Origin of the sequence: Streptomyces catenulae (assembly GCF_000718015.1) — a bacterium.
In the GTDB taxonomy this organism is placed as follows: Bacteria; Actinomycetota; Actinomycetes; order Streptomycetales; family Streptomycetaceae; genus Streptomyces; species Streptomyces catenulae.
This window is the reverse complement of the sequence record NZ_JODY01000002.1, coordinates 105927-126546: the sequence shown is the minus strand read 5'-3', so window position 1 is coordinate 126546 and position 20620 is coordinate 105927. Positions and strand designations below refer to the sequence as shown.

Here is a 20620-nt window from a genome sequence, read left to right as displayed (position 1 = left end):
GGGCCCCGACCGCGGACCCGGCACACCACCCGGCCGGGCCGGTACGGACCCCGCCGGACCGGCGGCAGGGCGGCCCGCCCGGCACTGCGGGAGGGCGCCTCCGGTGGCCGGTCGCCCCCCCGGGAACCGCCGACCGCGCCCGCGCCCGCTCCGGACGGAACGGAGCCCGGGTGTTGGGCCGGTAGGGTGAGGCTTTGTGGCAGCACGACCCTTGAACGAACTTGTCGAGCCCGGCTGGGCGGAGGCGCTGCGCCCCGTCGCCGGACGGATCGCCGAGATGGGCGACTTCCTCCGTCAGGAGATCGCCGCCGGCCGGACCTATCTCCCCGCGGGCGCCAACGTCCTGCGCGCCTTCCAGCAACCCTTCGACGACGTACGGGTGCTGATCGTCGGTCAGGACCCCTATCCGACGCCGGGCATGGCCATCGGGCTGAGCTTCGCGGTCGCGCCCGAGGTGCAGCGGCTGCCGGGGAGCCTGGAGAACATCTTCCGCGAACTCCACACCGACCTCGGCCTGCCCCGCCCCTCCAACGGCGACCTGACCCCGTGGACCCGCCAGGGCGTCCTGTTGCTCAACAGGGCCCTGACCACCGCGCCCCGCAAGCCCGCCGCCCACCGCGGCAAGGGCTGGGAGGAGGTCACCGAGCAGGCCATCCGCGCCCTCGCCGCCCGCGGCAAGCCGCTGGTGCCCGTGTTGTGGGGCCGCGACGCCCGCAACCTCCGCCCCTTCCTCGACGCGTACCCGGCGATCGAGTCGGCGCACCCCTCCCCGATGTCCGCCGACCGCGGCTTCTTCGGCTCGCGCCCCTTCAGCCGTACCAACGACCTCCTCATCCGCCAGGGCGCCGAACCGGTGGACTGGCGGCTCCCGTGAGCCGCGCGGCCGGACGGCATCCGGAGCCCTGCGTGCCCGCGCGTCCGGTGCGGGCGGCAGAGTGACGCCCGTACGCAGGCCCGGAGGCGGTCTGCCGGTGCAGGGAGGCCCCGTATGAGCACGCGTTCCGTTCCGGACCCGGCCACCGGGCACCCGCGGCCGTCCGGCCCGACGGCGATGTGTCCGCCCGGCCCGCTGGTGGACACCGGCTGGCTCGCGCCGCGGCTCGGCGCGGAGCGGCTGGTGCTGCTGGACGCGTCCGTCGGCGCCCACCGGGGCGCGGCCGAACGCCTCCCCGGGGCCCGGCCGTTCGACCTCGACGGCGAGCTGTCCGACCCCGCCGCCCCGGTGCCCCACACCCTGCCCGGCGCGGACGCGTTCACCGCCGCCGTACGCCGTCTCGGCCTGGACGACGAGGACACCGTGGTCGTCTACGACGCCGCCGGGATCCACTCCGCGGCCCGCGCCTGGTGGATGCTGCGCGCCATGGGCTTCGACCGGGCCGCCGTGCTGGACGGCGGGCTGCCCGCCTGGCGCGGTGCGGGCCTGCCGGTGGAGCCCCGGCCCGCCGCCTACGACGGGCCCCGCGGCACCTTCACCGCACGGCCCCGGGCGGGGCTGTTCGTCGGCAGCGCCGAGGTGCTGGCCGCGCTCAGTGACCCGGCGGCGGTGGTGCTCGACGCCCGCACCCGCGGACGGTACGCCGGGACCGCCCCCGAGCCCCGGCCGGGTCTGCGCGGCGGCCACATGCCGGGCGCCGTGAACCTGCCCTTCGGCGACCTTCTGCGCGACGGCCGGATGCGCCCGGCGGACGAACTGCGCGAGGCGTTCCGCGCAGCGGCGGAGCAGGGACGGCGGCTGTACTTCAGCTGCGGATCCGGCGTCACCGCCTGTGTGCTGGCGCTGGGCGCGCACCTGGCGGGCCACCGCGACCTGGCCGTGTACGACGGCTCGTGGAGCGAGTGGGGGCTGCCCTCGGCGCTGCCGGTGGTGACGGGCGAGGAACCGGGCGCGGCGCCCGCCGGTGCGCCGGCGCCGGAGCCCGCGGCGCCCTGACCCGGCCCGGGGCCCCACCACGCGGGGCGCCGGACCCGGGCGGCGGGGCGCCCGCACCCTCAGGCCACCGCGGATGCCCGTACGCACAGCACATCCGGGAGGTGGGAGGCGAGTCGCTGCCAGCTCTCGCCGTCGTCGGCGCTGGCGTACAACTCGCCGTTGCGGTTGCCGAAGTAGACGCCCGCGGGGTCGCTGTCGTCCACGCAGAGGGCGTCGCGGAGCACCGTGCCGTAGTGGTCCTCCGCCGGCAGGCCGTGGGAGAGCGGTTCCCAGGACGCACCGGCGTCGGAGGTCCGGAAGACCCGGCAGCGGTGGTCGGCCGGGACGCGGTCCACGTCGGCGGTGATGGGGAAGAGGTAGACGGTGTCGGCGCGGTGCGGGTGGGCGGCCACCGCGAAGCCGAAGTCGGTGGGGAGCCCCGCGCCGATGTCCGTCCACCGGGCGCCCGCGTCGTCGCTGCGGTAGACACCCCAGTGGTTCTGGAGGTAGAGCCGGTCACGGTCGACGGCGTCCTGCGCGATCTTGTGGACGCACTGGCCGAACTCCGGGTACTCCTCGGGCAGGAACGACACCCGGACGCCGGTGTTCGACGGCTCCCAGTGCGCGCCGCCGTCGGAGCTGCGGAAGACCCCGGCGGCCGACACCGCGACCGTTACGGCGTCCGCGTCGCGTGGGTCGGTGACCACGGTGTGCACCGCGAGACCGCCGCCACCGGGCATCCACCGCTCCCGGCTCGGGTGCTCCCACAACGCTCTGACCATCTCGAACGTCTCGCCGCGGTCCTCGGAACGGAACAGTCCGCCCGGCTCCGTACCGGCGTAGACCACATCGGGCGCGGCGGGCCCGGCCGGATGCAGCTGCCACACCCGCTCCAGCGAAGTGCCGGTGTACCCGGGGTACTTGACCGCGGGTCTGGTCGGCTCGCGCCAGGTCTGCCCGAGGTCGTCGGAGTGGAAGACCGACGGGCCCCAGTGCGCGCTGTCGGCACCGGCCAGCAGCCGCGGGGTCTCCCGGCGGGTGTCGATGCCGAGGGAGTACACCGCCTGGGCGGGGAAGTGGGGGCCGCTCAGCTCCCACTCGCCGTGCCTTCTGCGGCCGACGAAAAGCCCTTTGCGTGTGCCCACCGCGAGCAGCACATCGGTCATGACCGGAACACCTCCGCGACGCCGTTGTCTCAGCTGCGGCCAGTCTGCACCCGACCACTGACAACGCCGGTCCGCCGCGCCAACGCCCCAGGTCACACGGCCCGTCGGGTGCAATCGGTCGGTCCTCGGCACACGCGACGGCGCGCCGCACCGGGGTCCGGTACGGCGCGCCGTCGGCCGGGCCCCGCGGGCCCCGAGCGGATCCGCGGTCAGTCCGCCGGGAGTTCGAACGACAGGGAGACGGGGCCGGAGCCGTCGTAGTAGCGGAGGGTGCCGCCCGCGCCCGGGATGTCCACGACGACATCGCCGGTGGCGCTCTGCCCCGCGTGGAACGTCGTGTCGAGGTTCTGTCCGGAACCGGACTTCTCGGTGGTGGCGACGGCCCGTTCGGGGCTCTCGCCGTCGGTCCACTTCAGCTGCTGCGGGTGGAAGGCGCCCTCCTTGTCGCCGGTGTTCTTCACGGTGAAGGTGAGGACGACGTACTGGTGCTGCGGCGGCTTGGTCGCCTTGATCTCCGACGCCTGGACCGCCCGGAGGTCCTTGAACGTGACCGACATCTTCGTCCGCGCGCCCGAGGCGGCGTCGACCGCCTGGTACGTCCCGAAGTCGCCGATGGTGATCGGGGTCTTCCCGGACTTCCCGGACTTCCCGGTGGCGTCGCCGCTCGGCGCCTCCTGCGAACTGCCCGCATCGGCGGGCTTCTTGGAGTCGTCACCCGAGGGCGAGCAGCCCGTCGTCAGACCGGCGGTGAGGAGGGCGCCCGCGAGGAGCGAGGCGACACGGATGGATGGGCGCATGGCGTACCCCGACGTTCATGGCGGGCCGAACGCCCGCGATCGAGCGTCAGATTACGTCATGGGGGTGACAGTGATCACGTGGGGACGGCGTGCGGAGCAGCGACTTCCGTACGCCGTCGTACGGCCGTTGTGAGCTGGTCGGACGGCCCGGCGGGGAGGGCGGGGGCGCGCCGCCGGGTCCCGGTGTGACGGCGGTGTTGCGGCGTCCGGTGGATGGCTCGGCGTTTGTACGAGAGCTGTCGTAATTCGAGAATCTTCGTAGTACGGTGATTGTCGTCGTACTGGGGGCGGCCGCGACGGCTGCCCGCGTGAACGGAGTCCTCTGTGAGTGCCCTCTTCGAGCCCTACCGGCTTCGGTCGGTGACCGTCCCCAACCGGATCTGGATGTCCCCGATGTGTCAGTACAGCGCCGAGGGTTCGGGGCCGGAGACCGGCGCCCCGGGGGACTGGCATCTCGCCCACTACGGCGCCCGCGCCGGCGGCGGCACCGGTCTGATCCTGGTCGAGGCCACCGCCGTCTCCCCGGAAGGCCGGATCAGCCCCGGGGACCTGGGCCTCTGGAACGACCGGCAGACGGCGGCGTTCCGGCGGATCACCTCCTTCCTCAAGGAGCAGGGCACGGTGCCCGGTGTGCAGCTCGCGCACGCGGGACGGAAGGCGTCGACGGACGCACCGTGGCGCGGCGGCGCGCCCGTCGGCCCGGACGCTCTCGGCTGGCAGCCGGTCGCGCCCAGCCCGCTGCCGTTCGACGAGGGCCACCCGGTGCCGGATGAGCTGACGGTGGACGGGATCCGGCAGGTGGTCCGGGACTTCGCCGCGGCCACCCGGCGGGCCCGGGAGGCCGGATTCGAGGTGCTGGAGATCCACGGCGCCCACGGCTATCTGATCGGCGAGTTCCTCTCCCCGCACAGCAACCACCGCACCGACGCGTACGGCGGCTCCTTCGAGAACCGCACGCGCTTCGCGGTGGAGGTCGTCGACGCGGTACGGGACGTCTGGCCCGAGGAACTGCCCCTCCTCTTCCGCGTCTCCGCGACCGACTGGCTGACCGAGAACCCGGAGGACGCCCGCGAGGGCTGGACCGCCGACGACACCGTGCGGTTCGCCGCCGTCCTGAAGGAGCACGGCGTCGACCTGCTCGACGTGTCCACCGGCGGCAACGCCCCCAAGGCCCGGATCCCCACCGGCCCCGGGTACCAGGTGCCGTTCGCCGAGCGCGTCCGGACCGAGACCGGACTCGCGGTGGCCGCCGTCGGGGAGATCACCGGGCCGGACCAGGCGGCGAAGATCATCGAGAACCAGCAGGCGGACGCCGTACTGATCGGCCGTGAGCTGCTGCGCGACCCGTACTTCGCCCGCCGTGCCGCGCAGGCACTCGGCGGCGAGGTTGCCGCACCGGTGCAGTACCACCGGGCCGTCTGACGGCCCAAGGCCCGCGAAACCGCCGGACCCGTGGCCAACGGGTCCGGCGGCCGGGCATCAGTGGCGCCCGGCTCCGGGCTCCTCACGGACGGCCCGGAGGAACTCGCGGTTCATGACGGCGACACCGGTCAGCGGGATGCCCTTGGGACAGACGGCGGCGCAGGCACCGGTGTGGGTGCAGCCGCCGGGTACCCGCCCGGTCTGAGCCCGCCTGCGGTGCCCGGGGTGCGCTGCGGTGGCCGCGTCGTCCGTGGGGCGCAAGCATGGGCGTGCGGGGCGTGCGGTCGCGCGTGCGCGCCGGTGTGGCACGGCGGCGGAGGGACGGACATGAGCGGCGACGACACGACGCACGACGGGGGCGGCCGGAACGCCCCGCACGCCCCCTCCCCGGCGGGTGGCGGTCCAGGGGAGCGTGACCGGCTCGCCGACTACCGGGGCAAACGGCACTTCGACCGCACCGGGGAGCCCCGCGGCGGGCCGGGCGCCCCGGAGGACGCGCCCTGCTTCGTCGTCCAGATCCACGACGCCCGCCGGATGCACTTCGACTTCCGGCTGGAGGTCGACGGGGTCCTGAAGTCGTGGTCCGTGCCCAAGGGGCCGTCCGCCGACCCGCGCGACAAGCGGCTCGCGGTCCCCACCGAGGACCATCCGCTGGAGTACCGGGAGTTCGAGGGCGTCATCGCCCGCGGCGAGTACGGCGCGGGCACCGTCATCGTCTGGGACCAGGGCACCTACCGCCCGCTCCCCGGCAGGCGCCGGGACCACGCGGCCGACTTCGCCGAGGCGCTGGAGCGGGGCCACGCCTCCTTCTGGCTCGACGGCGCCAAACTGCACGGCGGCTACGCCCTCACCCGCTTCCGCACCGGCGAAGAGGCCGGTGACCGCGAGTCCTGGCTGCTGGTCAAGGAGAACGACGCCCGCGCGGCCGCCCACGGCGCCCCCGATCCGCTGCGCGCCCGTTCCGTACGGAGCGGCCGCACCCTGGGCCAGGTGGCCGCGGACGCCCGGGACGAACCGCCACAAAGCTCCTGAACGTTCCGACGGCCGACCCCGGTGGCCCCGGGGCGCGGTGGCCCCTCAGCCCGTCGTGGCCTCCTCGCCGCTCTCCGGGCACAGATGCACCGCCGCCTCCTCGGCGGACGCCGCCCCGCCGTCGATCCCGACATCGTGCGCCACGACGTCGTTACGGTGGCGCGGAAAACCCTCCTCGGCGGTCGTCAGCCGCCCGGCGCGCACCTCGCCGACCTGGTCGTCCACGGGCTCCCCGTCGCCGTCCACCTTGTCCCCGATGCCGTCCCCGTCCGGGTCCCACACCTCCGGGACCTCTTCCGCGAGCCGCTGCTCCAGGGATTCGCCGTCGAACTGCTCCCGTGCCGTGGTGCCGCGATTCACCGCGAGCGGACGCTCGGGCGGTGAATATCCCTCGTCCAGAATCTGGTCGAGATCCGGCTCACCGAGAGCGTCCTCCATATCCAGGTCATCGGGATTGTCCTGCGGATCGGAAGCGGACGGCTGATAGACCTCGTCCCCCATCGCATTGTCGGGCATGTCCGCTCTCCTTCTCCGGATGCGAGGGTTTCTCACCCTGCTTTCTCATACTGCGGTGCCGGAACCCCGCAGAATGCTGATGACTTCCGCGTCCTGCACCTGGTCGAAATCGAGATACCACTCGCCCACACCGTGGAAATTCCGCGGCTGGTGGACACACTCCACATCGTCCGCCTCCTCGCGCAGCGCCGCAGCCGCAGCGGCGTCACCGACCGGCACCGCCAGCACCAGCCGGGCCGGATCCCACCGCCGCAGATACCGCAGCGCGGCACGCGCCGTCCCGCCCGTCGCCAGCCCGTCGTCGACCAGCAGCACCGCCCGGCCCGTCACCTCCGCCGCCCCGAGCGGCGGACGGCCCGCCCGGTACGCCTCCTCCCGGCGACGCAGCTCCGCACGCTCCCGCTCGACGTCCCCGGCCAACCGCTCGGCGGTCAGCCCGAGCGCCGCCAGCGCACCCTCGTCGAACACCGGCGGATCCTCGCCGACCAGCGCCCCCACCCCGACCTCGGGCCGCCCCGGCACCCCGATCTTCCGCGCCACCAGCACCTCCAGCGGCGCCCCCAGCGCCCGCGCCACCACCGCCGCGACCGGCACACCGCCCCGCGGCAGCGCCACCACCAGCGGGTCGGTGAGAGCGCCGGTACGCACCAGCGCCAGGCAGCGCGTCGCCAACGCCTCCCCGGCATGCCGCCGGTCGAAATACCGCATGCCCCGCCCTCCCGGTGCCGCGTCCGATCCGGTCACTCCCGGCCCCGCCGCCTTTCCGTACCGAGGCCGAGGGATTGCGCGATGCTCTGCACATTCGGATAGGTGCCCTCGGACGGCAGCTTTTCGGCGAGGGACACCAGACGGTCCGGAGCATTGTCCCGGCGCAGCTTGTCGACCACCGACGGCTTGTCCGCCGGATAAATGCTCCGCCCGAGATGCCGCGCGATGTCGGAACGGATACCGACGTCCTCCTCGGTCATTCCCCGCGGAGTGCCCCCGCGGAATACCCGGTCGGGCGCCTGCGCCACCTCCGGCTGATCCTCACCCGCGGGCTGGAGTTCCCGGTCCTCCGCGGCGCGCAGCGACCGGTCGGCCGTCATCTCCGCCCGCAGTTCCTTTTTCATCATCTCGTCCCGAGCGGGCCCGATCTTGTCCGCACCGTGCTCCATGACCATGCCTTCCTCCAGGTGACGCCGTACAGAGGGCGGACGGCGGGGCGCAGCACCCCGCCGGACCCGCCCCCTGAACAGCACTCCTCTCCTGCCGTCCGCCCGCCTTCCGCGGCGTCGGACGGAAACCGCGCTCCGTGCTTCCTCCTGGGAAATTCACCGCCCGCCGTCGTCCAATTCATTGACCAGGGTCGCGCAGAACGCTTTCAAATCATCCGGTTTACGGCTGGTGACCAACGTATTCTTGCCACTGGTACAGATTTTCACCCGCTCATCGACCCAGGAGCCGCCCGCATTACGGATATCCGTCGCCAGGCTCGGCCAGGATGTGAGGGTGCGTCCTCGCACCACATCCGCCTCGATCAGCATCCACGGCGCATGACAGATCGCCGCGACCGGCTTTCCGGCGTCGAAGAATCCACGGGTGAAGTCCACCGCCCGCCGGTCGAGCCGCAACGCGTCCGGATTCGCCACCCCGCCCGGCAACACCAGCGCGCCGTAATCCGCCACCTGCGCCTCGTCCAGGGTGCGATTCACGGTGAACGAGTCGGCCTTGTCCAGATGGTGGAAAGCCTGCACCGATCCGCCCGACGGTGACACCAGATGCGGCACCGCACCGGCATCCACCACCGCCTGCCACGGCTCCGTCAACTCGACCTGCTCCACGCCCTCGGAGGCCACCAGAAACGCGATCTGCATGTCGTCCGCCCTCTCGTCGCGATGTCGCCGGATGTATCGAATACCGGATTCCTGGAAATGCTCGACATTCCTCGAAATGCTCGACGCACGCCGTCCAGCCTCGACGCCCCTCTCTGCGATCCCCCGCTTTTCTCCCATATGTGCAACCGGCCTCCCGTGTGCACATCTCTTCCGGACGTGCAATTCCGGGAGTCCGCCCCTTTTCCGGGGCGCGGTGTACGTGGTCCACCGCAGGGCGTTCCGGAATGCGGGAGGCGGTCGCCCGCCGACATCCCGGAAGGGAGGCGGCGCCGCGCTGCGGGCCCCGCCACACCGGGCGCCCGCGCCGGGCCCGCGCGCCCCCCGTCACCCGTACGCGCCCCGGACCCCTCCATCGCACTCCGGATACGACGAGATCGCATCCCGGCGGCGGACTCCCCAGCCCTCACGGGGCCGATGCCCCGCCCGGCCCGCGCGAGCGCGCCGGGCACCCGGTGCAGGCGTACCGTCGGAGAGGGGCCGCCTCGCCCTGGAGCGAACACGGCCGCCCGGCCACGCGCCCGGGCCCCGGCCGCCCACCACACCCGCCGCACCGTTTCCGAGTGCACCACGCCGACCCGGCGGAGTGCTCACCGCGTGGTCCGCGAAAGGGAGATGTCCACCATGTCGGCCGCTGAGCACCGCGCACCCGCCACCGCAGCGCCCACCGTCCCCATACACGGCGCGCCCTGCTGGGTCAACCTGATGACCCGCGACCTGCGCTCCACCCAGGACTTCTACACCGAGGTCCTCGGCTGGAAGTTCCGGCCGGGCAGCCTCGGCGACGAGTTCTGCGTGGCGCTGGACGACGGCCGCCCCGTCGCCGGAATCGCCCAACTCACCCAGCGGCTGCGCGGCTCCACCGCCTGGACCCCGTACTTCGCCGTCGACAGCGCAGACGACGTCGCCGCCCGCGTCCGCGAACGCGGCGCCACCGTCGCCGTCGGCCCCCTCGAATTCGGCACCGGCCGCGCCGCCCTCGCCTCCGACCGCGACGGCGCCGTCTTCGGCTTCTGGGAGGGCCAGACCCTGCGCTGGTCCGTCGGCCGCGCCAACGCCCCCGCCTGCCTGGAACTCCGCACCCGCGACGCCTTCGCCGCCGCCATCTTCTACGCCGAGATCTTCGACTGGGCCACCCAGCGCCCCGGCGGCTGCGACGTCACCTACGAGGACGAGCAGGTCATCGTCCGCCAGGACCGGCACATCGTCGCCACGCTCCGGGGCGGCGGCGTGGAGGAGGCACCCGACCCGCATCTGCGCCCCCGGTGGCACGTCCACTTCCAGGTACGCGACCTGCCGTCCGTCATCTCCGCAGCCGTCGCCGCCGGAGGAACGGTCATGTCCCCGGCGCCCCAGACCGGCCGCCCCGGGGGACGCTCCATGATCTGCGACCCGCACGGCGCCCTCTTCACGGTCACGGACACACCTGAGAACGACTGAGGTCCCGTAGCCGTATCCCGTAGGGGACCGGCCTTCTCTCCCTCTTACGGGGACGGTCGCCCTTACGGGGACGGTCGCCCTTACGGGGACGGCCGCCCCGGAGGCGTACCCCTCCCGGCAGACGGCTGTGCCCGCCCCTCCGCAAGGGGCGGGCACAGCCGCACGACCGGTCTCTTCCCCGGAGGGCGACCCCCGGGCTCCCCCAAGAGGGATGACGGGGTTCGCCCTCCAGGGGCCTCACAGGGACGGGTGGATGTCCCCGCTCCGCATACCGCTCTCCTGTTCACTGCGGCTCTGCAGCTTCCGGGCCTTCTCCTTGAGCCGGTCGCGTTCGGCGGGATCGCGGGTGTGCTGGGCCCGGTCCTCCAACTGCTGCGCCTTCTCGCGCATCTGCTGGATCCGGCCACGCACTTCGTCTGCGCTCATGATCACTCCTCGAACGGTCCGTCCGCGCGAACACACGGGTCGGCAACCTCCACCCCCAGCGAATCAGCGCCCGCCGCCATCGGCACCTTGAAGAATCACCCACGGTCACCGCGCGGCCCCGTGGCGGCGTCCCACCGCCGTGAACCGCCTGCCACCTGCGGTCGGAACGCTGTCGCGCGTACCGCCCCCGCCTGCTGCACAGTGGAAGGGACATCACAGGGACATCACACGGACGAGTGAAGAAGCGCCGCGCTGACGGGCGGAGACGCCCCGCGCCCCCTGCGGGCGGGCCGGACCGTCCCGGACGCGCGGACCGGGCGACGGGAGCCCACGGCCGCACCACGGCCCCGCGGACACCAGCCACCGACCGGAACACCCCGCCACGGACCCGCACCCTGCGGCGCACCGGGCGGACCACCGAACGGAACGGAAGGCGTGAGGGGAATGACAATCCATACCGGACGCGTCGCCCACCAGGCGCCCACCGGACGCCGGAAGCCGCAACTCGACCCGGACACCCGCGTCGCCCTGCACCAGCTCGCCACCCTCCCGGACGGCCCGGCCCGCACCCGGTTGCGCGAGGAGATCGTCTGCGCCTGGCTCCCCATGGCCCACCGCCTCGCCCGCCGCTACAGCGGCCGGGGCGAGAGCGACGAGGACCTCCGCCAGGTCGCCGCACTCGGCCTGCTCAAGGCCATCGACCGCTTCGACCCCGGCGTCGGCACCGCCTTCGGCGCCTTCGCCGTCCCCACCATCATCGGCGAGATCAAACGCCACTTCCGCGACGAACTATGGGCCGTCCACGTCCCCCGCCGCGCCCAGGAACTCCGGGCCCAGGTCCACCGGGCACGCCAGGAACTCTCCGTCCGCCCCGGCCACACCACCATCACCGTCCAGGACGTCGCCACCCACACCGGTATGCCCTACGAGGACGTCCTCATCGGCCTCGACGCGCAGAAGACCTTCACCGCGCTCTCCCTGGAGCGCCCCCTCGGCGGCGAGGACACCCAGCAGACCCTCGGCGATCTGCTCGGCCAGGAGGACCCGGCACTCGGCCTCGTCGACGACCGGGAAGCCGCCGCCACCGGCCTGCGCACCCTGCCCGAACGCGAACGCCACATCCTCTACCTGCGGTTCTACCTGGGGCTGACACAGAGCGAGATCGCCGACCGGGTCGGCGTCTCCCAGATGCATGTCTCCCGGCTGCTCCGCCGCTCCTGCGCCTACGTACGGGAGAAGGCCCTCGCGGCGGCCCCGTGACCGGCATCCGCGAGCGGCCGTCGGTCACGGCTCGGCGCCCGGGGTCGAGCCCCGGGGCCGAGGTCCGATGACGCTCCGCGTCCGGCCGTCACGGTTGGTTCCCGCCGAGCACCTGAATTCCCCCTGAGATCACGGAGGGTGACTATCCGTGATCGCTCAGGGATCTCCCCGATCAACCCCTGACCTTGCTCGAACCCCCTGCCCGCACGCCCTACGCGGCGGTAGCGTTCGCCACGTCGACGACGCAACGCGCGTCACACCGCAGCAGCAATGAGCGGCACACACATCGCAGCAAGGAAGAAGGGCGGGGGAGAAGTGCAGGGGCAGGTGCAGGGCCGCGGTCGAATCCACGACCGGACCGAGGGACAGGAAAGAAACGCACACCACGACCGGGCGGCGGGCCGGACGGAGCGAGGGCCCCGGCCGGACGCCGGAGCGGAGGCGGGCGCCGCCGCGCGGACGCTCTGGCACCTGACCGAACCGCTGCACGCCGTCACCTACTTCGACGCCACCTGCCGCGGCCTCGGAAAGGCCCTCGGCCTCAAGGGCTTCTGGATGGGCTACTTCGCCGCCCGCACCGCCCCCGTGGGCGCCGTGTCCGCCCCGCTGGCCACCGAACTGCTGGGCCTGTTCGCCCCCGCCATGACGGCCCGCGCTCTCCCGGCCGCCTGGGACATCGTCGGCCCGGAGCGGATCCTCGACGCCCGCGCCCGCTGCGCCGCCGACGCACTGCGGGCCGCCGACCCGGCGATCGAGGCATCCGTCGCGAAGGTGGCCCCCGCCCTCAGAGCCATGGTCGACGATGCCCCGAGAGCCGCCCGGCCGCTGTTCGCCGCGAACCAGGCGCTCTGCGACCGCGCCGACCCGGTCGAGGACCTGTGGCAACTGGCCACCGCCCTGCGCGAATTCCGCGGCGACGCCCACCTCGCCGTCCTCGCCGAGCACGGACTCACCGGCTGCGAACCCCTGGTCCTGGCCGTCGCCTGCGGTCTCGTCCCCGCGGAGACGATGCGCCGGGACCGAGGCTGGACCGAGGAGGAGTGGGCCGTCGCGACGGCACGCCTGGGCACGCGGGGCCTGGTCGACAGCGGGGGCGCGGCGACCGCCCGGGGCGCCGCGGAACGGACCGAGATCGAGGACCGCACCGACGCCCTCGCGGCCCGCCTGCTCCGCCCCCTCACCGCCGCAGACACCGAACAACTCCTCCGGGACCTGCGGCCCGTCACCCACCGTGTCCTCGCCACCAAACTCCTGCCGTTCCCCAACCCGATAGGTCTGCCGACCGCCCCGGCACCCAGCAGGCACACCGACGGCCGGAGCCCAGGCCGGGCACACCCGGCCGAGACCGCGACCGAGGCCGGAACCGCGACCGACTGAATACGTCGGAGCCGGGTACCTGGAGCGAGTCGAAGCGCCCCTCACCCGGCGCGCGGCGGGTGAGGCAGGCAGTCGGGTGGCCGTGCCGGGCGGCGGGACGCGCGCCGTGGTACCCGTCAGAAGGTGCCTCTCCACGGTGGTTCCGATGAGGCCCAGGGAAGAAGGAGCGACGATGACGACCGACTCAGCCTCCGAACGATCCGGGCCCACGCCCGACAGACCAGGCCCGGTACCCAGGGACCCTCAGCCGCAAGGACCGATACCGGCAGAACCCGAGCCACCGGAGGAGCCCCACCCGGAGCCCCGACCGGACGCCGACCCTGACGCCGCCCCGCAGGAGCCCCCGGACTGAGGTGGCCCTGGACCGGTCGGAACGGGCGGGACCTGCAACGACCGCTCCCGGACGGCTGCGGATCGACCCGGCCTGGGCGGACGTCCACGGATCGGCCTGAGATGGACGCGTACGCCCACCAGCTTGGGGTGGACGGGTACGGGAGGGAGCTTGCGACGGACATGTACCGGCCGGTCGGACAGGCGCGTGCGTACCGATCGGCTTGAGGCGGAAGCGCTCCGAGCTATCTGAGACATAGCCATGCCTGACAGCGCAGACAGACCTGACCGGGCAGACAGACCTGACCGAGCAGAGACCGACCCGAGCCCGTGAGGCGACGTCTGGATCCGACGCCTCGGAGCCGTCGTCCCCGACCCGCCCCGGCGGGCACCTCTCCCGGCGCCGCACCCCGCTCCCGCAGCGAGGTTTCCGGCAGGCGCGCTCGTGGCTTCGCCGGAATCCTCGTAAGGGAAGCCCCGCCGGGCGTCAGCGACCGACCCGGTGCACGAGGAGTGCGCCCCGGGCACCGGACAACCACACACCGACCCACCACACCGACCCACCACACCGACCCACGACACAGGGCCCCGGAGACGTCCGCCCGGCGGCCACCACGGACCGCACTCGACCCGCCACGAACTGTCGCCCGCCCGTACGCCCTCGGCCCGCGCCCCGTCCGACCAAGGAGACCCGGATGTCCCACCCCACCGACCCGGCCGACCCCATCGGCTCCGGCTCCGGTTCTGCGCCGACCGAGGGCTCCACGGGCAGCGTGGCGCGCACGGCTCCCGCCGGAACCTCCGGCGCCCCGGATCCGCCGCCCGCCACCACTTCCCCCTCCACCTCCACCCGCCGCGACCTCGCCCCGAGCGCCCCCGCCGCTCTCTCGCCCACCGATCTGGCGCAGTTGGATGCGCAATGGCGGGCCGCCAACTACCTGGCGGCCGGGCAGATCTACCTTCGGGGGAATCCGCTGCTCAGCGAGCCGTTGCGGCCCGAGCACATCAAGCCCCGGCTGCTCGGGCACTGGGGCACCTCGCCCGGCCTCACCCTTGTCCACACCCACCTCAACCGTGTGATCAAGGCGCGGGAGCTGGACGCCGTCTGCGTCTGGGGACCGGGCCACGGTGGTCCGGCGGTGCTGGCGCAGTCCTGGCTGGACGGTTCGTACTCCGAGACCTATCCGGACGTGAGCCGGGACGCGGCGGGGATGGCGGAGTTGTTCCGGCAGTTCTCGTTCCCCGGGGGCGTGCCCAGCCATGTCGCGCCGGAGACACCCGGTTCGCTGCACGAGGGGGGTGAGCTGGGGTACGCGCTGACGCATGCGTACGGGGCGGCGTTCGACAACCCGGGGCTGGCCGTCGCCTGTGTCATCGGTGACGGTGAGGCGGAGACGGGGCCGCTCGCCGCGTCCTGGCACGCCAACAAGTTTCTCGATCCGGTGCACGACGGCGCCGTCCTGCCGATCCTGCACCTCAACGGCTACAAGATCGCCAACCCGACCGTCCTCGCCCGCATCCCCGAGGCGGAACTGGACGCCTTGCTGCGCGGCTACGGCCATGAGCCGCTGTACGTCACGGGCGACGAACCGGGCCCGGTGCACCAGGCGATGGCCGCCGCCCTGGACCGCGCCCTCGACCGCATCGCCGCGATCCAGCACACGGCCCGCGCGGACGGCGGCGGAGACCGGCCCCGCTGGCCGATGATCGTGCTCCGTACGCCCAAGGGGTGGACCGGTCCGCGTGAGGTCGACGGAGTGCCGGTCGAGGGCACCTGGCGCGCCCATCAGGTGCCGCTCCCCGCCGTCCGCGAGGACCCCGCCCACCTGCGGCAACTGGAGTCCTGGCTCCGCTCCTACCGTCCGGGCGAGCTGTTCGACGAGGACGGGCGGCCGCGTCCGGAGGTGCTGGCGCACGTCCCGGAGGGCAACCGCCGCTTGGGCGCCTCCCCGCACGCCAACGGCGGGCTGCTCCTGCGTGACCTGCCGATTCCGCCGCTGGAGGAGTACGCCGTCGACGTCGAGGCCCCGGGGCGGCGGACGCACGAGCCGACGCGCGTCCTCGGCGAACTCCTCGAAGGCGTGATGGCGGCGACGGCCACGCGCCGCGACTTCCGCGTCGTCGGCCCGGACGAGACCGCGTCCAACCGCCTCCAGGCGCTCTACGGTGCGACCGCGAAGGCGTGGCAGGCGGAGACGCTCCCGACCGATGAGCATCTGGCGCGCGACGGCCGGGTGATGGAGGTGCTGTCGGAGCATCTGTGCCAGGGATGGCTGGAGGGGTATCTGCTCACCGGCAGACACGGGCTGTTCGCGAGCTACGAGGCGTTCGCGCACATCGTGGACTCGATGGTCAACCAGCACATCAAATGGCTGCGCACCGCCCGCCGACTGCCCTGGCGCCGCCCCGTCGCCTCGCTGAACTACCTGCTCAGCTCGCACGTCTGGCGCCAGGACCACAACGGTTTCTCCCACCAGGACCCCGGATTCGTCGACCACGTCCTGAACAAGAGCCCCGAGGTCGTCCGGGTCTACCTCCCGCCGGACACCAACACGCTGCTCTCCGTCGCGGACCACGCCCTGCGCTCCCGCGACTACGTCAATGTGATCGTGGCGGGCAAACAGCCGACGTTCGACTGGCTGACGCTGGAGGAGGCCCGGGCGCACTGCGCGCGGGGCGTCGGCGTCTGGGAGTGGGCCGGGACGGAGGACGGCAGCCGCGCGCCGGACGTGGTGCTGGCCTGTGCGGGCGATGTGCCCACCCAGGAGACCCTGGCCGCCGCCTGGCTGCTCCGCCGTCACCTGCCCGACCTGGCGGTCCGGGTCGTCAATGTCGTCGATCCGGCCCGGCTGCTGCCGCGCGACGCCCATCCGCACGGGATGCCGGACGCCGAGTACGACGCGGTGTTCACCCCCGACCGGCCGGTGATCTTCGCGTACCACGGTTACCCCTGGCTGATCCACCGGCTGACGTACCGGCGGACCGGACACGAGCATCTCCATGTGCGCGGCTATCAGGAGGAGGGGACGACGACCACGCCGTTCGACATGGTGGTCCGTAACGACCTCGACCGGTTCCGGCTGGTCATGGACGTGGTGGACCGGGTGCCGGGGCTCGGCGTCCGCGCCGTCGCGGTACGCCAGGCGATGGCCGATGCCCGCACCCGCCACCACGCCTGGACCCGCCGCCACGGCACGGATCTGCCGGAGGTCGCCGACTGGACCTGGGACGAGGCGGGCACATGAGGGCCCTGCCCTGCAGCGGTGGCCGCGCGATCGGCTCACCCGTCACAGGCGTCCCGTACGTCGTCGACCACATGGGCGTCGAGGGCCGCCCGGACGAGGGCGGCGGCGAACGTGGCGAGGTCTTCGTCCGGGACGAGCGCGGCCAGCCGGTCGGGGTCCTGGGGGAGCCCGAGCCGTTCGGCGCCCTGGAGCGCCTTGGTGTCGAGGAACGGCGCGAGGGCGGGCCACACCCCCTGGGCCTCCCGGAGGAAGATCGCGGCTCCGGCCGGACCGATGCCGGGGACCTCCTGCAACGCCTCGCTCAGCGCGGAGCGGTCGCCCTCGGCCGCGTCCCGCATCCGCCGCAGATCGCCGCCGTAGGAGTCGGTCAGGAGCGTCGCGCCGGAGCCGAGTTGGGTGGCCGTCCGCTCGTCGTAGCGGCGGTAGCCGCCCTCGCCCAGGGCGTCGACGCGCTGTTGCCAGGTGGCTTCGGCCATCGACCGGGGCGTCCGCATCCCGGCGGCGAAGAGTTCGCGGGCCGCCGCCACCGCGACCGAGGCCCGGATCCGGGCGCTGAGCAGCAACGCCAGCACCAGGAGCTGGTAGAGCGGCTGGGGTGTGTCCCGCAGCCGGACGCCCGCCTCCGCCGCATAGGTCGTACCGTGCCGCTCCAGCAGGGCCCCGGCCACGTCCCGATCGCGCTTCCGGCTCATGCCTGCACCTCCGGCTCTCCCGCGTGGACGGTGGCGTTGTCCCTTCTCCGTTGTCTCACGGGTGGCCGGGGCGGCGCGCGGGGAGCTACGGAGCGGCCGGTGCGGGGAATTGGCCCCGGGCGACGACCTTGGAATGACGATGTTCCTCGTACAATGAACGCCGGTGGGGCACCGGCCCGCCGTTCATCGCGCCGCACGTCAGGAGCCGCCATGCCGACCGAGACGCCGTCCGCCGGCACCGCGACCGGCACGCGCGCACTGGAGCACCCGCGCCGCGAGGACATCCGCCTCGCCGAGGTGCTGCACGCCCTCGCCGACCCGATGCGGCTGCGGATCGTCTGCCGTCTCGCGGCCGTGCGCACCGAGCTGAACTGCGCGGACATCGAGCTGCCGGTGAGCCGCTCCACCTGTACCCACCACTTCCGCGTCCTGCGCGAGAACGGCGTCATCCAGCAGATCTACCGGGGCACGGCGAAGATGAACGCCCTGCGCACGGAGGACCTCGACGCGCTCTTCCCCGGACTGATCGAGGGCGTGTTGCGCGCGGCCGGACTCCAGGCCGACCGGCTCGGCGGGGAGTGACCGGGCGGGACCGCCGAAGGAGTGGGTGATCGTCCCCGCCGGGCCCCGGGAACGGCGGCAGGTGGCGGGCCTCCGGGCAGGTGAGTCGTACTCCGCCGGTGAAGTGAGCTGCGCTATCGGGGTAGACCCGGTGCGATGAGCGTGCCGCGAGGCTGGGCCGGGCAGGGCGGACGCTAGGTTTCCTCCGTGTCGGAAAGCGACTTTTATACCGTTAGTGAACGATATGAAGCTCAGGATGCGAGGGCCGACTGGCCCGCCTGGGAACTGCGCGGACACGGCTCGGCCGCGCCGCCCCGCAGGGGCGCGGACGACCACCCGGAAGGGGGCCATCCCCTGGAGACGGCCGAGGCGCCGCCCCGGCTGGATCCGCTGGAGCCCTGGGTGAGCGCGCGGCTGACATTTGCCGACGGTGCCCGGATCGATGTGCTGGTCACCGTGGAGGACGACGGCATCACCGTGGAGGACCTGCGGGCCGACCCGCCGCTGCCGCTCAGCGGGCTCGCCACCCTCGCCCACTGGATCGAGGGCCCGCTCGACGACGCCTGCCGCATCGCCACCGGCCGCACCCGCAGAGCCCGCCCCGTCCCGGCACCCACCGCCGACCCGTCGGCCGTCTCCGGACCACGGAACGGTGGCACGCGGGGGAGCGGCGGTTCCGGCCGGTCCGGGGCGTGCGGTGGCACGTCCTCCGTCGCGGACGGGCTGGAGACGGGCGGTGCTACGCCGCCCACCGGGCCCGATGCGGATCCCGCCGCCACGGGACGGGCGGCGGAGCTGCCGGAGGGCCCGACCGTCGAGCCGGTAGCGGCGCAAGCGGTGGAGGGAGCGACGGAGCGACCGGCGGAAACGGCGCCGGACCCGGCGTCCGAGCCACCGGCCGGGCCACCGGCGAATGACCCCCTCGCCGACCCGGCGAACCCCCTCCTCACCGACCCGGCGAACGCCCCCCTCACCGACCCGGCGAACGCCCCCCTCACCGACCCGGCGCCCGGTCTGGCGGTGGCCCCCACGGCGGAGCCGGAGGCGGCCTCCACGGCAGAACCCGCCCCCGAACCGGCCGCGGCCACCGGGCCGACCGCCACCACCGAACCGCCGATCGCTCCCACACCGGCCTGGACGGCCGACCTCCACCCCGACCCGGCCGCCACCCCGACCGCCGACGCGGCCCCGGCGCCATCCCCCGCACCGGACGCCGAAACCCCGACCCCCGACGCCACCGGCGAGCCCGCCGACCGGCCCGCTGCTCCGGCCGCCGACCGGACCGATGACGCGTCCCCGCCCACCGATCCGTCCGCCGCCCCCGAAGGCCGGGCGTTGCGGGGGCGCAGCGGGGATCGGAGCAAGGCGGTGGCCGAGGCGTACCGGGCGGCGCAGCGGGACGGCCGGGACCCGGTGGAAGCCGTGATGAGCGCGACCGGACGCGGGCGGCGCCGCGCCCTGCGGCTGATCGCCGGGGCGCGCGACGCGGGACTGCTGTCGCCCCGGCACCACAAGCGCCCGGGATGACCGTCCACCCCTCACGGACCCAGGCGGCGGGGCGCCCCACGGGGAGAGGCCGTACGGGCGGCAGATCCGGGAAGCCCCGCGGGCCCCGGGGAGCCGCCACGCAGGGGTTGCCCTTACGGGGCTACGAGTCGCCCCGCTCCTCACCCTGCGGCGCGGTGGCACGTGCCGTCGCCGCCGTGGCCTCCGCCGGGCTCTCCGCCGGAGGGCCGTCCGCGGGCGGGAAACCCGACCGCCAGTGGAGCGCGAACCGTTGGAAGAGTTCCGCGCGCAGGCGGGGGAGCGGGGTGGGGGCGCCGGGCAGGAGGAGGGGGACGACCGCGCCCATCAGAAGGGCGCGGAGCAGGGGGTAGTCGGTGTCCGGGTCGGCGGAGCCGTAGGCGATGACGGTTTCGCGCAGCAGATACGCCAGCCGTTGCTGCTCGGGGCACTGGATGAAGCCGTCGGCGGTGAGGATGCCCGCCATGTGGGTGCGCATCAGCAGCGGATGGTCGCGGGTGAGGCCCAGGATCGCGTCGATGGCGCGGGCCAGCAGCTCGCGTCCGGCGTCCGGGCCCTCGGGGCGCGGTGCGCGCTCCAGCGCCTCCTGGAGGGTGAGGTGCATCAGGCGGTGCACGGCCGACTGCAGCAGCTGACGCTTGCCGGGGAAGTAGTACGAGACCAGACCGCGTGCGGTGCCCGCGCGGAGGGCGATGTCGCCGAGGGTGGTGGCGTCGTAGCCGCGCTCGCCCACGAGGTCGACCGTCGCCTGGAGCAGCCGCTCGCGGGAACGCCGCCGCAGTTCTTCGTTGACCGATGCGCTGCGAGGGGACATGCTGTAACTCCTGCGTTGGCTGGCTGGCAGCCAGTATACTCAGGGCAAGCCGGTTGCCCGCCTTTCCAGGTGCGAATTCCGGCCGCTCCGGCTGGTTCGGACGACGCGGGGGATCGTCCGAACCAGTCCTTGGTAGCGCCCGTGCGCAGCGTCCGAGCGAGGAATCGCAAGGACGCGGCGCACGGGCGCTGCCACTTTGCGGTTCTTTGCCGGTGTGAGCCGTGCATTCTTCGTG

Annotated in this window: 19 protein-coding genes; 10 read left to right on the top strand and 9 right to left on the bottom strand. The window is 73.6% G+C overall.

Features of this window, described 5'->3' with window-relative positions; all coding sequences use genetic code 11:
- Positions 1 to 196: 196 nt before the first annotated feature.
- Both IF23_RS0102760 and IF23_RS0102755 read left to right on the top strand, forming a co-directional pair.
- Positions 197 to 874, top strand: coding sequence for a uracil-DNA glycosylase (locus tag IF23_RS0102760; protein ID WP_037677141.1), 678 nt, complete (start codon positions 197 to 199; stop codon positions 872 to 874).
- A gap of 177 nt (positions 875 to 1051) precedes the next feature.
- Complete coding sequence (locus IF23_RS0102755) at positions 1052 to 1930, top strand: sulfurtransferase (protein ID WP_051739185.1); 879 nt, start codon at positions 1052 to 1054, stop codon at positions 1928 to 1930.
- A 59-nt stretch (positions 1931 to 1989) separates the two neighbouring features.
- Here the strand turns inward: IF23_RS0102755 and IF23_RS0102750 are convergent, their stop codons facing one another.
- Together IF23_RS0102750 and IF23_RS0102745 are read right to left on the bottom strand one after the other, a co-directional pair.
- Positions 1990 to 3075, bottom strand: coding sequence for a WD40/YVTN/BNR-like repeat-containing protein (locus IF23_RS0102750; RefSeq protein ID WP_030279337.1), 1086 nt, complete (start codon positions 3073 to 3075; stop codon positions 1990 to 1992).
- Between the two features lie 209 nt (positions 3076 to 3284).
- Positions 3285 to 3872, bottom strand: coding sequence for a DUF4352 domain-containing protein (locus tag IF23_RS0102745; protein WP_030279335.1), 588 nt, complete (start codon positions 3870 to 3872; stop codon positions 3285 to 3287).
- A 324-nt stretch (positions 3873 to 4196) separates the two neighbouring features.
- Here IF23_RS0102745 and IF23_RS0102740 point away from each other — a divergent pair, with 324 nt between their 5' ends.
- Both IF23_RS0102740 and IF23_RS0102735 read left to right on the top strand, forming a co-directional pair.
- Positions 4197 to 5294 carry an NADH:flavin oxidoreductase/NADH oxidase gene (locus IF23_RS0102740; protein WP_030279333.1) on the top strand — a complete coding sequence of 366 codons (1098 nt, stop codon included), beginning with the start codon at positions 4197 to 4199 and terminating at the stop codon, positions 5292 to 5294.
- A gap of 327 nt (positions 5295 to 5621) precedes the next feature.
- Positions 5622 to 6326 carry a DNA polymerase ligase N-terminal domain-containing protein gene (locus IF23_RS0102735; RefSeq protein WP_078653744.1) on the top strand — a complete coding sequence of 235 codons (705 nt, stop codon included), beginning with the start codon at positions 5622 to 5624 and terminating at the stop codon, positions 6324 to 6326.
- A gap of 45 nt (positions 6327 to 6371) precedes the next feature.
- On the opposite strand, the gene IF23_RS0102730 is transcribed toward IF23_RS0102735, so the two are convergent.
- From IF23_RS0102730 to IF23_RS0102715, 4 genes are all read right to left on the bottom strand, one after another.
- Positions 6372 to 6842 (bottom strand): DUF5709 domain-containing protein, encoded by a 471-nt coding sequence (locus tag IF23_RS0102730; protein ID WP_030279329.1) that lies wholly within the window; start codon positions 6840 to 6842, stop codon positions 6372 to 6374.
- A 45-nt stretch (positions 6843 to 6887) separates the two neighbouring features.
- Positions 6888 to 7550, bottom strand: coding sequence for a phosphoribosyltransferase (locus tag IF23_RS0102725; RefSeq protein ID WP_030279327.1), 663 nt, complete (start codon positions 7548 to 7550; stop codon positions 6888 to 6890).
- A gap of 32 nt (positions 7551 to 7582) precedes the next feature.
- The gene (locus IF23_RS0102720; protein ID WP_030279325.1) at positions 7583 to 8005 is read right to left on the bottom strand and encodes a DUF2795 domain-containing protein; all 423 of its coding nucleotides are present in this window, start codon (positions 8003 to 8005) and stop codon (positions 7583 to 7585) included.
- A 150-nt stretch (positions 8006 to 8155) separates the two neighbouring features.
- On the bottom strand, positions 8156 to 8698 hold the full coding sequence (locus IF23_RS0102715) for a type 1 glutamine amidotransferase domain-containing protein (RefSeq protein ID WP_030279324.1): 543 nt from the start codon (positions 8696 to 8698) through the stop codon (positions 8156 to 8158).
- Positions 8699 to 9340: 642 nt separating this feature from the next.
- Between IF23_RS0102715 and IF23_RS0102710 the strand changes: the two genes are divergently transcribed.
- The gene (locus IF23_RS0102710) at positions 9341 to 10156 is read left to right on the top strand and encodes a VOC family protein (RefSeq protein WP_037677140.1); all 816 of its coding nucleotides are present in this window, start codon (positions 9341 to 9343) and stop codon (positions 10154 to 10156) included.
- A gap of 237 nt (positions 10157 to 10393) precedes the next feature.
- Here IF23_RS0102710 and IF23_RS0102705 read toward each other — a convergent pair whose 3' ends face one another.
- The gene (locus tag IF23_RS0102705; RefSeq protein ID WP_030279319.1) at positions 10394 to 10582 is read right to left on the bottom strand and encodes a DUF6381 family protein; all 189 of its coding nucleotides are present in this window, start codon (positions 10580 to 10582) and stop codon (positions 10394 to 10396) included.
- 444 nt (positions 10583 to 11026) lie between these two features.
- Between IF23_RS0102705 and IF23_RS0102700 the strand changes: the two genes are divergently transcribed.
- The 3 genes from IF23_RS0102700 (at position 11027) to IF23_RS0102685 (ending at position 16794) form a co-directional block, all read left to right on the top strand.
- On the top strand, positions 11027 to 11842 hold the full coding sequence (locus IF23_RS0102700) for a SigB/SigF/SigG family RNA polymerase sigma factor (protein ID WP_037677139.1): 816 nt from the start codon (positions 11027 to 11029) through the stop codon (positions 11840 to 11842).
- A gap of 270 nt (positions 11843 to 12112) precedes the next feature.
- Complete coding sequence (locus tag IF23_RS0102695; RefSeq protein WP_245654867.1) at positions 12113 to 13219, top strand: SCO6745 family protein; 1107 nt, start codon at positions 12113 to 12115, stop codon at positions 13217 to 13219.
- A gap of 1025 nt (positions 13220 to 14244) precedes the next feature.
- A complete protein-coding gene (locus IF23_RS0102685) occupies positions 14245 to 16794 on the top strand; it encodes a phosphoketolase family protein (RefSeq protein WP_078653742.1) in 2550 nt (849 codons plus the stop codon).
- Positions 16795 to 16829: 35 nt separating this feature from the next.
- Here IF23_RS0102685 and IF23_RS0102680 read toward each other — a convergent pair whose 3' ends face one another.
- Positions 16830 to 17486, bottom strand: coding sequence for an HhH-GDP family DNA glycosylase (locus IF23_RS0102680; RefSeq protein WP_030279312.1), 657 nt, complete (start codon positions 17484 to 17486; stop codon positions 16830 to 16832).
- A gap of 210 nt (positions 17487 to 17696) precedes the next feature.
- Here IF23_RS0102680 and IF23_RS0102675 point away from each other — a divergent pair, with 210 nt between their 5' ends.
- A complete protein-coding gene (locus tag IF23_RS0102675) occupies positions 17697 to 18068 on the top strand; it encodes an ArsR/SmtB family transcription factor (RefSeq protein ID WP_030279310.1) in 372 nt (123 codons plus the stop codon).
- Between the two features lie 186 nt (positions 18069 to 18254).
- Positions 18255 to 19574 carry a DUF6214 family protein gene (locus IF23_RS33345; RefSeq protein WP_157847970.1) on the top strand — a complete coding sequence of 440 codons (1320 nt, stop codon included), beginning with the start codon at positions 18255 to 18257 and terminating at the stop codon, positions 19572 to 19574.
- 121 nt (positions 19575 to 19695) lie between these two features.
- Here IF23_RS33345 and IF23_RS0102665 read toward each other — a convergent pair whose 3' ends face one another.
- Positions 19696 to 20385 carry a TetR/AcrR family transcriptional regulator gene (locus IF23_RS0102665; RefSeq protein WP_030279307.1) on the bottom strand — a complete coding sequence of 230 codons (690 nt, stop codon included), beginning with the start codon at positions 20383 to 20385 and terminating at the stop codon, positions 19696 to 19698.
- Positions 20386 to 20620 lie beyond the last annotated feature (235 nt).